13 protein-coding genes are annotated in these 12,522 nt (G+C 68.0%); 8 read left to right on the top strand and 5 right to left on the bottom strand.

Features of this window, described 5'->3' with window-relative positions; genetic code table 11:
• Nucleotides 1-71 precede the first annotated feature (71 nt).
• From ACQ4LY_RS07435 to ACQ4LY_RS07425, 3 genes are read left to right on the top strand one after another with little or no spacing between them, the layout of a single operon-like run.
• Nucleotides 72-1,385: an ABC transporter substrate-binding protein gene (locus ACQ4LY_RS07435; protein WP_120494339.1), complete on the top strand. Its 1,314-nt coding sequence runs from the start codon at nucleotides 72-74 to the stop codon at nucleotides 1,383-1,385.
• A gap of 3 nt (nucleotides 1,386-1,388) precedes the next feature.
• Entirely contained in the window at nucleotides 1,389-2,339 is a 951-nt protein-coding gene (locus ACQ4LY_RS07430; RefSeq protein ID WP_056313818.1) for a carbohydrate ABC transporter permease, read from the top strand.
• Nucleotides 2,336-3,241: a carbohydrate ABC transporter permease gene (locus ACQ4LY_RS07425; protein WP_431075379.1), complete on the top strand. Its 906-nt coding sequence runs from the start codon at nucleotides 2,336-2,338 to the stop codon at nucleotides 3,239-3,241. The genes ACQ4LY_RS07430 and ACQ4LY_RS07425 overlap by 4 nt, the downstream gene beginning before the upstream one ends.
• A gap of 73 nt (nucleotides 3,242-3,314) precedes the next feature.
• Here the strand turns inward: ACQ4LY_RS07425 and ACQ4LY_RS07420 are convergent, their stop codons facing one another.
• From ACQ4LY_RS07420 to ACQ4LY_RS07410, 3 genes are all read right to left on the bottom strand, one after another.
• Nucleotides 3,315-4,328 (bottom strand): aldo/keto reductase family protein, encoded by a 1,014-nt coding sequence (locus ACQ4LY_RS07420; protein ID WP_431075378.1) that lies wholly within the window; start codon nucleotides 4,326-4,328, stop codon nucleotides 3,315-3,317.
• Nucleotides 4,329-4,518: 190 nt separating this feature from the next.
• Entirely contained in the window at nucleotides 4,519-6,150 is a 1,632-nt protein-coding gene (locus ACQ4LY_RS07415; protein ID WP_431075377.1) for a DUF4407 domain-containing protein, read from the bottom strand.
• 79 nt (nucleotides 6,151-6,229) lie between these two features.
• A complete protein-coding gene (locus tag ACQ4LY_RS07410) occupies nucleotides 6,230-6,799 on the bottom strand; it encodes a TetR/AcrR family transcriptional regulator (RefSeq protein ID WP_431075376.1) in 570 nt (189 codons plus the stop codon).
• 66 nt (nucleotides 6,800-6,865) lie between these two features.
• Between ACQ4LY_RS07410 and ACQ4LY_RS07405 the strand changes: the two genes are divergently transcribed.
• Nucleotides 6,866-7,504 carry an NAD(P)H-dependent oxidoreductase gene (locus ACQ4LY_RS07405; RefSeq protein ID WP_431075375.1) on the top strand — a complete coding sequence of 213 codons (639 nt, stop codon included), beginning with the start codon at nucleotides 6,866-6,868 and terminating at the stop codon, nucleotides 7,502-7,504.
• On the opposite strand, the gene rlmN is transcribed toward ACQ4LY_RS07405, so the two are convergent.
• On the bottom strand, nucleotides 7,453-8,742 hold the full coding sequence (rlmN, locus tag ACQ4LY_RS07400; protein ID WP_431075374.1) for a 23S rRNA (adenine(2503)-C(2))-methyltransferase RlmN: 1,290 nt from the start codon (nucleotides 8,740-8,742) through the stop codon (nucleotides 7,453-7,455). The two genes, ACQ4LY_RS07405 and rlmN, sit on opposite strands and share 52 nt — an antisense overlap.
• 70 nt (nucleotides 8,743-8,812) lie before the next feature.
• On the opposite strand from rlmN, the gene ACQ4LY_RS07395 reads away from it, so the two are divergent.
• From ACQ4LY_RS07395 to ACQ4LY_RS07380, 4 genes are all read left to right on the top strand, one after another.
• Nucleotides 8,813-9,367 carry a ribosomal protein L7/L12 gene (locus tag ACQ4LY_RS07395; protein WP_431075373.1) on the top strand — a complete coding sequence of 185 codons (555 nt, stop codon included), beginning with the start codon at nucleotides 8,813-8,815 and terminating at the stop codon, nucleotides 9,365-9,367.
• Between the two features lie 52 nt (nucleotides 9,368-9,419).
• On the top strand, nucleotides 9,420-10,058 hold the full coding sequence (locus ACQ4LY_RS07390) for a bifunctional 4-hydroxy-2-oxoglutarate aldolase/2-dehydro-3-deoxy-phosphogluconate aldolase (RefSeq protein WP_431075372.1): 639 nt from the start codon (nucleotides 9,420-9,422) through the stop codon (nucleotides 10,056-10,058).
• A 146-nt stretch (nucleotides 10,059-10,204) separates the two neighbouring features.
• Nucleotides 10,205-10,795, top strand: a complete 591-nt coding sequence (locus ACQ4LY_RS07385) for an ankyrin repeat domain-containing protein (RefSeq protein ID WP_431075371.1) — start codon at nucleotides 10,205-10,207, stop codon at nucleotides 10,793-10,795.
• A gap of 4 nt (nucleotides 10,796-10,799) precedes the next feature.
• A complete protein-coding gene (locus ACQ4LY_RS07380; RefSeq protein WP_431075370.1) occupies nucleotides 10,800-11,549 on the top strand; it encodes a sulfite exporter TauE/SafE family protein in 750 nt (249 codons plus the stop codon).
• Between the two features lie 109 nt (nucleotides 11,550-11,658).
• Here the strand turns inward: ACQ4LY_RS07380 and ACQ4LY_RS07375 are convergent, their stop codons facing one another.
• Complete coding sequence (locus ACQ4LY_RS07375) at nucleotides 11,659-12,492, bottom strand: SDR family oxidoreductase (RefSeq protein WP_431075369.1); 834 nt, start codon at nucleotides 12,490-12,492, stop codon at nucleotides 11,659-11,661.
• Between the last annotated feature and the right edge of the window lie 30 nt (nucleotides 12,493-12,522).

Here is a 12,522-nt window from a genome sequence, read left to right as displayed (position 1 = left end):
ACCCCGACCCACCACCATCACCACCACCCGATCCACCACACCCACCACCATCACCAACTGAGAGGCACCTCGTGAAGAAGAACAGAATCTTGACGACCGCCGCGGGATTCGGCACCGTCGCCGTCCTCGCGCTCACCGGCTGTTCCGCAGGCGGCGGCGAATCCGCCGACGGCACCGTCACCCTGCAGATGGTCGAGAGCCTGACCAACCCTGCGCGCACCGACCTGCTGCGCGGTCTGCTCGACGAGTTCGAGGCCGACAACCCCAAGATCAAGGTCAACCTCGTCTCGCCGCCCACCGAGCAGGCCGACGCGAAGATCCAGCAGATGCTGCAGTCCGGAAAGGGCGTCGACGTCCTCGAGGTCCGCGACATCACAGTCGGTCCGTTCGCGAACAACGGCTGGCTGCACGACATCTCGAGCGATCTCGAGAAGTGGGACGGCTGGGATGCACTGACCGACAACGCGCAGTCCGCCTCGGTGGCCGCCGACGGCAAGAGCTACTTCGTGCCCTACGGCTTCTACGGCCTGTCGCTCTTCTATCGCACCGACCTGGTCGAGGAGGCCGGCTTCGACGGGCCGCCGCACAGCTGGAAGGACCTGCTCGAGCAGGCCAGCGCCATCCAGGACCCGTCGAACAACATCTACGGCTACGCGTTCCGCGGCGGTCAGAACGCGAACAGCAACGTCGTCGCGGCGATCGAGGCGTACACGATCGACGGCCTCGACGTCGATGACGCATTCCTGATGGAGGACGGCTCGACGATCTTCGCCGCCCCTGAGGCCCAGGAGGCGGTCGACGACTACTTCGACCTCTTCAAGGAAGCATCCCCGCCCTCTGCCGTCTCGTGGGGCTACCCCGAGATGGTCGCCGGCTTCACCAACGGCACCACGGCTTTCCTGCTGCAGGACCCCGAGGTCATCGCCACGGTGCAGGACTCGTCGCTGACCGAGGACCAGTGGGACACCGCTCCGCTGCTCGTGGGCCCGTCGGGGAAGGCCGCGCAGCCGCTGGCCGTCGCCGGCTGGGGCGTCGCCGAGAACAGCGAGCACCAGGATGCCGCGGTCAAGCTCGTCGAGTTCCTCTCGTCGGCCGAGCCCGCCACCGAGTTCGCGCAGGCGAACAGCCTCGTGCCGATCATCTCGGAGGCGGCGGATGACGAGTTCTACTCGACCGGCCCGTGGACGAGCTACGTCACGATGACCGAAGACCCCGAGACCTACGTCAACGTGCAGCAGCCGCGTGGGGTCAGCTGGTGGACCGAGTGGATCCAGAAGTCCGACCAGGACGTGCAGAACGTGCTGCTCGGCAACATGTCGACCACCGAGCTGCTCGAGTCGTGGGACACCTTCTGGACCGAGAAGTACGCTGCGGAAAAGGGCTGATCCGTGACCCGGACCGCACTCGAAGGGGGCTCCGTCGGCACCGCCGGCGGGGCCTCCCCGGCATCCCGCCGGCGCCGCCCCTTCCGTGGCCGCCACGCGCTGACGCTGCTGGCCTTCATGGCCCCGGCGATCGTGTTCGTGTGCTGGTTCACCTACTGGCCCATGCTGCAGGGCGCACGCATGGCCTTCCACGACTGGAACCTGTGGGACCTCACGTCGACCCCCTGGGTGGGCTTCGACAACTTCGTCACCGTCTTCCAGGACCCGGCCTTCCCCACCGTCGCGTGGAACTCGGTGCTGTGGGTCGTCGGCTCGCTCGTGCCGCAGCTCGTGATCGGCTTCCTGATCGCGCTCGCGCTGCGCAAGCGGTTCCGCTTCCGCGGGCTCTACCAGGCGCTCGTGTTCTTCCCGTGGGCCGTCTCCGGCTTCCTGATCGGCATGCTGTTCCGCTGGATGTTCAACGCCGAGTTCGGCGTCGTGAACGACCTGCTCATGAAGGCGGGCCTGATCGATGCCCCGCTCCCCTGGTTGGCCGACCCGAAGCTCGCGATGTTCGCTGTCATCGTGGCCAACATCTGGTACGGCGTGACGTTCTTCGCGATCATGATCCTCGCAGCGCTCCAGTCGGTGCCTGACGAGATGCTCGAGGCCGCGAGCCTCGACGGTGCAGGCAAGGCCCGGCAGCTGTTCTCGATCATCATCCCGTACATCTCGATGACGCTGCTGCTGACGATCCTGCTGCGCATCATCTGGATCTTCAACTTCCCCGACATCATCTACGCGATGACGAACGGCGGACCGGCGAACCAGACGCACATCATCACGACGTGGATGATCAACTACACCCAGCAGGGCAACTACGGCATCGCGAGCGCGATCGGACTCATCGTCGTCGCGTTCCTGTTCGTGTTCTGCGCGTTCTACCTGATGGCGATGCGGAGGGTCCAGCGATGACCATCACCGGAACCACGGTCACCGAGACCCGGCGTCTCACCGTCCCCGACATCGCGAAGGCACCGCGCCCCAAGCGCAAGGCCTCGGTCGGCGGCGTGGTCCGCGTCGTCGGGCTCGGCCTCTGGCTCATCATCACGCTGTTCCCGCTGTACTGGATCGCGCTGACGTCGTTCAAGTCGCCGGGAACGATCAACTCGTTCCCGATCGAGTACTGGCCGTCAGAGCCGTCGTTCGACAACTACGTGAGTCTGTTCCAGCAGAGCTCGTTCGGGGTCTTCCTCGCCAACTCCGCGATAGTGGCGACGGTCGCGGGGGCGGTGGCGACGCTGATCGCGCTGCTCAGCGCCTACGTCATCGCGCGGTTCGAGTTCCGCGGCAAGGGCACGGTGCTGGTCGCCTTCCTGCTGACGCAGATGATCCCCGCGTTCATCGCGCTGGGCCCGCTGTACTCGATGATGACCGACCTCGGCCTCGTCGACACCAAGCCGGGCCTGATCCTGGTGTACATCGCGGTCTGCATCCCGTTCTCCACGGTCATGCTCCGCGGCTTCTTCGAGAACGTCCCCGATGCGCTCGAAGAGGCGGCGATGATCGACGGATGCTCGCGCTTCGGCGCCCTGTTCCGGGTACTCGTTCCGGTGATGACCCCTGGCATCATCGCGGCGTTCATCTTCAACTTCGTCAACTGCTGGAACGAGCTGTTCCTGTCGGTCGTGCTGATGAACACCGACGCGAACCGCACGGTGCCGTCGGCGCTGAACGGCTTCATCTCGACGTTCAACATCGACTGGGGTTCGATGAGCGCCGCAGCCGTGCTGACGATCCTGCCGACCATGGCGATGTTCGCTCTCGCGAGCCGCTGGATCGTGCAGGGCCTCACCGCCGGAGCCGTCAAGGAGTAGGTGTTCGAATCGCAGGCGAACCACGACGAAGGCCGCCGTCCATCACGAACGGCGGCCTTCGTCATGCGAGCTGTCAGACCATGCGCGCCTTCGGCGACCTCGAGTAAGTGACCTCGACGTCGCGGTCGACCGTGTCGCCCAGCGCGGTGTCGATCGCGGCGAGCGTATCGGCGTCGAGCGTCACACCCGAGGCCTTGACCGTGTCGGCGAGCTGCTCGGGGCGCGAGGCGCCGACCAGAGCCGCCGCGACGTTCGGGTTCTGCAGCACCCACGCGATCGCGAGCTGCGGCATCGACAGGCCCGCCTCCTCGGCGATCGGCTTGAGCCGCTGCACGGCGGTGAGGATGTCGTCCTGCAGGAATCTCTTGATGAAGTCGGCGCCGCTGTTCGAGTCCGTCGCACGAGACCCGTCGGGCACAGGCTGACCCGGCAGGTACTTGCCCGACAGCACGCCCTGCGCCATGGGCGACCAGACGATCTGCGAGATGCCCAGCTCTTCGGAAGCCGGCACGACCTTGCCCTCGATCACACGGTGCAGCATCGAGTACTCCGGCTGGTTCGAGATGAGCTGCACACCGAGCTGCGTGGCGAGAGCATGGCCCTCGCGCAGCTGCTCGGCCGTCCACTCCGAGACGCCGATGTAGAGCGCCTTGCCCTGGCGGACGACGTCGGCGAACGCCTGGAACGTCTCTTCGAGCGGGGTCTCGTAGTCGAAGCGGTGCGCCTGGTAGAGATCGACGTAGTCGGTGCCGAGTCGTTTCAGCGAGCCGTTGATCGACTCCAGGATGTGCTTGCGGCTCAGACCGGTGTCGTTCGGTCCCTTCGGGCCGGTCGGGAAGTAGACCTTCGTGAAGATCTCGAGGCTCTCGCGACGCTGCCCCTCGAGCGCCTTGCCGAGCACGACCTCCGCCGCCGTGTTCGCGTACGTGTCTGCCGTGTCGAACGTCGTGATGCCGGCGTCGAGCGCCGCGTGCACGGTCTTGACGGCGGCGTCGTCGCCGACCTGTGATGCGTGGGTGACCCAGTTGCCGTAGGTGATCTCAGAGACCTTGAGACCGCTGTTGCCGAGATAGCGATAGTTGACCATGCAACAACGCTACCCGCCGTCGAAGACGTCGGGTCCGGATCCCCGTGACCGGTCTCAGCCCCGCATCCGCCCGCTCCCGTCGCAGTTGGTGCCGCCGGATCCGAGCACATGCGGCACGAACTGCGACCGGAACCTCACGACAGCACCACCGAGCGGCACGAACTGCGACGAGAACCCACACCGCAGACGGTCACACCCGGGGCTCGACCAGCTCCTCCTGCTCGGCGAGCGTCTGCGCCTGGGCGCGCTTGTCGGCGAGCTCGCGCTCCTCGGCCTCCGCGCGCTCCTGCGCCGCCTGCTCGGCCTCCTTGCGCTCCGCTCGGGTCTGCGGCTCAGTCGGTGCGGCATCCGATTGGATCCCCTGCGACTGCACGTTCACGATCGCCGCGCGGTCGCGGAAGCCTTCGGCGGTGACCTTGTCGAGCGCGACCTGCTTGCGGATCGCCGCGGCCTTCTCGTAGAGCGACGGGTCGCCGTACGACGTCAGCACCTTCACGAGCACCGGCAGCAGCTCGATCATGAAGAACAGGGCCGCGATCAGGATGTGCGCCCAGAGGATCGTGGGCTCCTTCTCACTGAGCCTGTTCAGCCCGCTGATCTGGCTGAGCAGTCCGATCGCCCCTGCGTTGCCTGATGCCACGGACTCGGCTCGCGCGTTGTAGGCGGCGAGCGCGGTGTCGTAGCTGTCACGTGCGGCGGGGAGCTGCGACTGCGCCTCCTCGCGGTTCTGCGCCTCGGAGGTGCTGGTGTTCTCCTTAGCCGCGGTGCCGGCGGCGGCGAGCTCCTCGTTGGCGGTGCGCAGCTGCGCGGCGAGCGCGTCGTAGGTCTGCTGCGCCTCGGCAAGCTGGGCCTCGGCGGCATCCGAGCTCGCACCCTCGCCGTTCACGCCGGTGCAGCCGGGAACCGTGCCTGCTCCTTCGCCGGTGAGCTCGCACTGGTACAGAATGCGCGCCTGGTCGATGACGCCCTGCTGGGCGGTCATCTTGGCGGTGAGGTCGTCGACTGTGCTCTGCGCGGCGGACTCGCTCGCGGACGATGAGTCGGTGCCGGCGACGATGCCCGTGGCCGCCTGGTTCTCGAGCTCGGCGACGCGGTCGGATGCAGCATCCAGCGCCTTCTTCTCGGGGCCCGTCTCGAGCGCATCCTGATCGGCCTGCGCCTGCGTGATGTTGGTCGAGGCGACCTCGCGCGCGATGTCGTTGTGGAAGATCTGCAGCACGAGCGGCTCGGCGACGACGAAGCCGATGATCGCGGCCATGATCACACGCGGAATCGCGAGGCCGATCAGCCGCCAGACGTTGCGAGTCGACGACATGGTCGAGGTGAGGAAGCGGTCGAGGTTGAAGATGATCAGCGCCCACACGATCGCGAGAGGCACGGCCAGCCAGATCGCGGCCTGCACACCTGTGGTCAGTGCGAACAGCATCGAGATCGCCGAGACCAGTGCGGTGCCGGCGAGCACGAAGAACATCTGCACGAATCGCGGGGTCTCACCCGGCACGCGGTCGAGGATCTCACCCTCCGCCCCACCGAGGATCGCGAGCTTCCGCAGCCGCGACCCCGGCACCCGGGGAGTGCGCTCGCGCGGCTGGCGACGCGGCTTCGGCTCACGCACCGGACGAGCGGATGCTGCGGCATCCTGCTCCTGCTCCGCCTCCGACTCGGGGGTCGGGTCGGTCTGCTGCGGCTCCGACAGATCGGCGTCGGAGGGCTCGTACGCGCGCAGGAAGTCGAGGTCGTCCGTGTCAGCGTTCGGGTCGCTGTCGAGGATGATGCGACCCTGCGAGTCGAACCGTCCTGGGCGGTGAGCGGAATAGGGCATCCCGACAATCTACGAAAGGTCGCCTGTGGATAACGTGCACGAACCCTGTGTTTCCGCCCCTGTCGTGCCCTGAGAAGGGTCAGCGAGGGAGCATGCGGGTGAGCGCATCGGCACTCGCGGCGAGCGCATCGTCGAGCGAGAAGTGCCCCGCGGCGCACAGGGTGCCGAGGCCGTGCACGAGTCCCCAGACGCCGGTGACGCCGCTCTCGCTGTCGAGGCCTGCGGCGACGGATGCGGTCGAGAGCAGCTCTTCGAGCTCGACGATCAGCGGTGCCATGGTCTCGCTCGGCTCACCGGGAATGCACACGGTCGGGTCGTAGATCACGTCGAAGCCGTGCGGATGCTCGACCGCGAACCGGATGTAGGCGGCTCCGCCCTCGATCGCGGCGGATGCGGGGTCGGAGGCAGCCTCGATCGCCGTGCGCACAGCCGTGACCAGATCGGCCATGCTCCGCTCGGCCAGCACCTTGAGCAGACCGCGACGATCCGAGAAGTGGTGGTAGGGCGCATTGTGGCTCACGTCCGCGGCGCGTGCGACCTCACGGAGGCTGATCTCGTGGGCCGGCTTCTCGACGAGCAGCTGCATCGCCGCCGCCTCGAGGGCGTGGGCGAGGTCGCCGTGGTGATAGCCGGATCGGGAACTTGACACAAGCAACATTGTTGCCTATCTTGACAGTGTCCACCAGTTCTTGACACCGTCAACATAGGAGTCCGCATGTCTTCCGCCCTGATCATCGACGGCCACCCCGATGCCCGGTCCCTGACCGCAGAACTCGCTCGGCGCTACGCCGCGGCACACGGCGACGCCCGCATCCTCGCCCTGCGCGATCTCGACTTCGACCCGTCGCTGCGCTTCGGCTACCGCGAGCGCATGCAGCTCGAGCCCGACCTGCTCGACGCCAAGCGCGCTCTGTCCGAGGCCCGGACGGTGGTGGTCTTCACGCCACTGTGGTGGGGGTCGGTGCCCGCACTGCTGAAGGGCTTCTTCGACCGGGCGCTGCTGCCGCAGCAGGAGTACCGCTACTCGAAGCTCGGCATGCCCGAGGGGCTGCTGACCGCAGCGAACGGCCGCCTGTTCCTGCTGGCGGACACCCCATGGTTCCTCACGCCGTTCACCGGGCTGCCGGCGCAGACGCACGTCGCTCGCGGGACGATGAAGTTCTGCGGCATCCGCTCGGTTCGCACCACCCGGATGCTCGCCGTCAAGGACGCGAGCCCCGCGCGCATCGAGTCGTGGCTGTCCCGCGCCGAGTCGCTGGGTCGTCGAGACGGCCTCCGCGATCGGAGCGGTGTCGCCGAGCCTCAGGCCATCGCGGCGGAGGCAGCCTCGTCTTCGGTCGTCGCGACGAGCTGACCGCAGGCTCCGTCGATCTCCTTGCCGCGGGTGTCGCGGAGGGTCGTCGGGATGCCGGCGTCGTTGAGCCGGCGCACGAACTCGTTCTGCACCGAAGGCTCGGACGAGGTCCAGATCGAGCCGGGCGTCGGGTTCAGCGGGATCGGGTTGACATGCACCCAGCCGCGACCGCGCTCGTTGAGCTTGTCGGCGAGCAGGTCGGCACGCCAGGCGTGATCGTTCATGTCCTTGATCAGCGCGTACTCGATCGAGACACGGCGGCCGGTCTTGGCGTAGTAGTCGTAGGCGGCGTCGAGCGCCTCGTCGACCTTCCAGCGCGAGTTCACCGGGATGAGCTCGTCACGCAGGTGGTCGTCCGGTGCGTGCAGCGACAGCGCGAAGGTGACGGGAATGCCCTCCTCGGCGAGCTTCTTGATCGCCGGCACGAGTCCGACCGTCGACACCGTGATGCCGCGGGCGCTCATGCCCAGTCCGTCGGGCTGCGGCGCGACCATCGACCGCACCGCGTCCATCACGCGCTTGTAGTTGGCGAGCGGCTCACCCATGCCCATGAAGACGATGTTCGACACGCGCTCCATCGAGTGGTCGTCGGCCTTCTTGCCGCCGAGGCCGCCGTCGGCGATCAGACGGTTGGCACGGACGATCTGCTCGATGATCTCGGCGGTCGACATGTTGCGCGTGAGACCCGCCTGGCCTGTGGCGCAGAACGGGCAGTTCATGCCGCATCCGGCCTGCGACGACACGCAGAGCGTGATGCGACCGGGGTAGCGCATGAGCACGGACTCGACCAGGGCGCCGTCGTGCAGACGCCACAGGAACTTGATCGTGTCACCGCGGTCGGTCTCGAGGCGGCGCACCTCGGTGAGCAGCGGAGGCAGCATGCCGGCGACGAGCTGCTCGCGGGTGTCGGCCGGGAGGTCGGTCATCTCGGCGGCATCCGACGTGTAGTGGCGGAAGTAGTGGGTCGAGAGCTGCTTCGCGCGGAATCCGGGCAGGCCCAGTTCCTTGACCTTCTCGACGCGCTCAGCCGGGGTGAGGTCGGCGAGGTGCACCGGCGGCTTGCCGCGCTTGGGGCTCGCGAACTGCAGCAGCGGCCGCCCCTCGGCGTCCTTCTGCTGGGTCCAGCCCTCTGTCGTGGGGCGCACCTGAGGGGTCCCGGTGGAACGGATGGCCCCCGAACGGGACGACGCGGGTGCCGTGGCGGGGCGCGTCTCGCGCGTGCGGGGAGTCTCGGTCATATCTCCAGGGTACGCGGTGCCGGGTGGGAAGGCCCTGGGGCGGCGGGGCAGGCGTCCCTAGACTGAGCGGATGGACATCATCCTCGCTCTCGGCGGAGTCATCCTCGTGATCGCCGTCGGCGTGCTGGTGATAGGTGCCGCACTGCGATCGATGCGCCCGAAGGCCCCGGAGCCGCACGTGTTCACCCCGTCGCCGACGATGGCCCGGTCGGTCACCTCGTCCTCCACCTCGACCGCCGCCGCCTCGCAGCTGACGCCCGCCGCGATCGCCGAGATCGACCGCCTCGTGGCCGCGGACAGGAAGATCCAGGCCATCAAGCTCTACCGCCAGCACACCGGCGTGCGCCTGCAGGAGGCGAAGGACCGGATCGACCACTGGTCGGTCAGCACCACGGCACCGCATCTCGCTGCCGTCTCGAACGCCGCGGCGGCCCACTCGTCGATCACGGCCACGCCGTCGTCGGTGCGCGGCGCACTCCCGGCATCCGTCGCGGCAGAGGTCGACCGTCTCGTCGCCGCCGATCAGAAGATCCACGCGATCAAGCTGGTGCGCGAGCACACGGGCCTCGGTCTCAAGGACTCGAAGGACGTCCTCGAGGCCTGGCCTCACCCGCGCCACTTGTAATTACAGGTTGGCGTCGGACAGAATGGGAAGACCCCACCCGAAGGAGCCCCCGATGCCCGACCGTCTCACCCGCGCCCGCGCCACCGGCGTCCTCGCCGTGCTCCGCGCACCGTCGCCCGAGCTCGCGCTCGAGGCCTCCGAGGCGATCATCCGGGGCGGGGTGACCGGAATCGAGGTCACCTTCTCGACGCCTGAGGCCCCTGCAGTGATCCGTGAGCTGATCGCCCGCCACGGCGATGCCGCCTACGTCGGAGCAGGCACGGTCACCACCGTCGAGCAGGCCGCGCTCGCAGCCGACGCGGGCGCCGAATTCCTCGTGAGCCCGGGCACGCTGCCCGCGCTGACCCGCGCGATGCTCGACACCGGACGAGTCGTGATGACCGGCGCCATGACCCCGACCGAGGTCATGGGCGCGCTCGAGCTCGGCGTCGACGTGGTCAAGATCTTCCCCGCATCCCTCGGCGGCCCCTCGTATCTCGGCGCGCTGCGCGGGCCCTTCCCCGACGCCCCGCTGATGCCGACCGGCGGCGTCAGCCCCGACAACCTCGCCGACTGGTTCCGGGCCGGAGCCGTCGCCGTCGGCGCGGGTGGCGATCTCGCCAATGGCGCCTCGCTCGCCGCATCCGACTGGGCCGACATCGAGCAGCGCTCCGCGCGATTCGCCGCAGCACTCGCAGCGACCCGCAGCTGATCAGATTCCCATGCGGGTTTGGTACACCAGAGCGCATGGGAATTCGAAGGATGCTGGTCGCCGCCACCCTCGCGGCCATGCTCACTCTCGGCGCAACCGCCTGCACGGCGTCGCTCGACACCCCACCGTCTAATGAGGAGTCCTCAATGTCCGACAGCACCCGTGATCTCTTCGACGCTGCCTTCTCGGGTGACGCGGATGCTGTGAGTGCAGCCCTCGACGCCGGGGCAGACATCGGGGCCCGCGGCGACGGCGGCATGACCGCACTCGTCGCCGCGACCAAGGCGAACCATGTCGAGGCGGCCAGGGTGCTGATCGAGGCCGGAGCCGATGTGAACGCCCAGGACGACATCCAGGACTCGGCGTATCTCTACGCGGGGGCCCGGGGGCACGACGAGATCCTGCAGCTCACGCTCGAGAACGGCGCCGACCTCGCCAGCACGAACCGCTTCGGAGGCACAGCGCTGATCCCGGCATCCGAGCGCGGGTTGCTGTCGACCATCGGCATCCTGCTCGAGGCGGGGGTCGACCCGAACCACATCAACAACCTGAACTGGACCGCGCTGCACGAGGCGATCGTGCTCGGCGACGGATCCGCCACCTACGTCGAGGTCGTGCGGGTATTGCTCGACGGCGGCGCCGACATCACGATCGGCGACGGTGACGGAGTGCTGCCCCGCGACCTCGCCGCCGCTCGCGGCTACGACGACATCGTCGCCCTGCTCGAACGCCCATGAGCCGGTGATCGAACTCGCACCCCTCGCCTGGGCGGCACTCGGACTCGCGGCCGTCACGATCGGCATCTCGAAGACCGCGCTGCCCGGCGGCAGCATCCTGGCCATCGCCCTCTTCGCGACCGTGCTGCCCGCACGCACGTCGACCGCGGCGATGCTCCTGCTGCTGATCGTCGGCGACGTGTTCGCGCTGATCACCTATCGCCGTCACGCGCACTGGCCGACCCTGCTGCGCCTCGCTCCGGCAGTGATCGCCGGCCTCGTCGCCGGGTTCGCGTTCCTCGCGCTCGCGGGAGACGGCATCGTCCGGCGTGCCATCGGCGTGATCCTGCTGGCGATGATCGCGGTGACGCTGTGGCGCCGATGGAGACAGAACAGGGCGGATGCCGTGGCGCCGGCGCCCGGTGGCCTCGTGCTCTCGGGGGTCTACGGCACACTCGGCGGCTTCACGACGATGGTCGCGAACGCCGGCGGACCCGTCATGTCGATGTACTTCCTCGCGACGCGCGCACCCGTGCAGGTGTTCCTCGGCACCTCGGCCTGGTTCTTCGCGATCATCAACCTCGTGAAGATCCCGTTCCTCGCGGGGCTGGGCCTGTTCGAGGGGCACGTGCTGCTGATGGATGCCGTGCTGGCGCCGCTCGTCGTGATCGGTGCCCTCGTCGGCATCCGCCTCGCGAAGCGGATGAACCAGGTGCTGTTCGACCGGATCGTGATCGTGCTGACGATCGCCGGCGCCGTCTACCTGCTGTTCTGATCCGCGCACAATCGGAGAACGCAGACGTAAGGCGGTCAGTTCGGCGCGTCATCGAACGGCGCGCGGGGCCCGGCACCTCCCATCTCCGTTTTCCGAGCGCGATCCCGATTCAGTCGAGGAAGATGTCGGGGAACAGCCGGTCGTCCGGCGTTCCAGGCACTGCGGCGTAGCCCGAGAAGTCGGTCACTCCGTCGGCCTCGAGCACGTCTTCGACGATCAGCGTCTGACCGGTGTACTCGGCTGCGGGCTTGAGCAGCACCGCGTAGGCGGCATCGGCGTAGATGTCGGGCGTGCGGCTCGCGGCCATGACCTTGTCGCCGCCGAGCAGGTTCTGCACCGCGGCGGTGGCGATCGTCGTGCGCGGCCAGAGCGTGTTCGCGGCGATGCCGTCGCGCGCGAACTCCGCCGCGAGACCCAGCGTGACCATCGTCATGCCGAACTTCGCGAGCGTGTAGCCGGTGTGCGCACCGAGCCACTTCGGCGTCGGGTTGAGCGGCGGCGACAGCGAGAGGATGTGCGGGTTCTCGGCGTCCTTGAGGATCGGGATCGCCGCACGGGACAGCATGAACGTGCCGCGCACGTTGACGTCCTGCATCAGGTCGTACTTCTTCGCACCGAGGTCGAGCGAGCGCGAGAGGTCGATGACGCTGGCGTTGTTGATGACGATGTCGATGCCGCCGAACTCGCCCTGCGTCTTGAGCACGGCCTCGGTGATGTCGTCGTCGTCGCGCACGTCACCGACGATCGGCAGCGCCTGGCCGCCGGCGGCCCTGATCTGCTCGGCCGCGGAGTGCACCGTGCCCTCGAGCTTGGGATGCGGGGTGTCGGTCTTCGCGAGCATCGCGATGTTCGCGCCGTCGGCTGCGGCGCGCAGCGCGATGGCGAGTCCGATGCCGCGGCTGCCGCCCGACATGAGGATGGTCTTTCCTGCCAGTGTGCTCATCAGCCACCTTCTCGTTTCGAATCGCGTGAA

The sequence above is a fragment of the Microbacterium phyllosphaerae genome, from assembly GCF_050628115.1.
Taxonomy (GTDB): domain Bacteria; phylum Actinomycetota; class Actinomycetes; order Actinomycetales; family Microbacteriaceae; genus Microbacterium; species Microbacterium phyllosphaerae_A.
The sequence above is the reverse complement of the archived record's forward strand: the minus strand, read 5'-3'. Positions and strand labels throughout refer to the sequence as shown.

What these genes read in the sequence shown, in the direction of transcription:
- ACQ4LY_RS07425 (WP_431075379.1), top strand. Translation starts at nt 2,336, where the DNA reads ATGACCATCACCGGAACCACGGTCACCGAGACCCGGCGTCTCACCGTC.
- ACQ4LY_RS07420 (WP_431075378.1), bottom strand. Translation starts at nt 4,328, where the DNA reads ATGGTCAACTATCGCTATCTCGGCAACAGCGGTCTCAAGGTCTCTGAG.
- ACQ4LY_RS07415 (WP_431075377.1), bottom strand. Translation starts at nt 6,150, where the DNA reads ATGCCCTATTCCGCTCACCGCCCAGGACGGTTCGACTCGCAGGGTCGC.
- ACQ4LY_RS07405 (WP_431075375.1), top strand. Translation starts at nt 6,866, where the DNA reads ATGTCTTCCGCCCTGATCATCGACGGCCACCCCGATGCCCGGTCCCTG.
- rlmN (WP_431075374.1), bottom strand. Translation starts at nt 8,742, where the DNA reads ATGACCGAGACTCCCCGCACGCGCGAGACGCGCCCCGCCACGGCACCC.
- ACQ4LY_RS07395 (WP_431075373.1), top strand. Translation starts at nt 8,813, where the DNA reads ATGGACATCATCCTCGCTCTCGGCGGAGTCATCCTCGTGATCGCCGTC.
- ACQ4LY_RS07390 (WP_431075372.1), top strand. Translation starts at nt 9,420, where the DNA reads ATGCCCGACCGTCTCACCCGCGCCCGCGCCACCGGCGTCCTCGCCGTG.
- ACQ4LY_RS07385 (WP_431075371.1), top strand. Translation starts at nt 10,205, where the DNA reads ATGTCCGACAGCACCCGTGATCTCTTCGACGCTGCCTTCTCGGGTGAC.
- ACQ4LY_RS07375 (WP_431075369.1), bottom strand. Translation starts at nt 12,492, where the DNA reads ATGAGCACACTGGCAGGAAAGACCATCCTCATGTCGGGCGGCAGCCGC.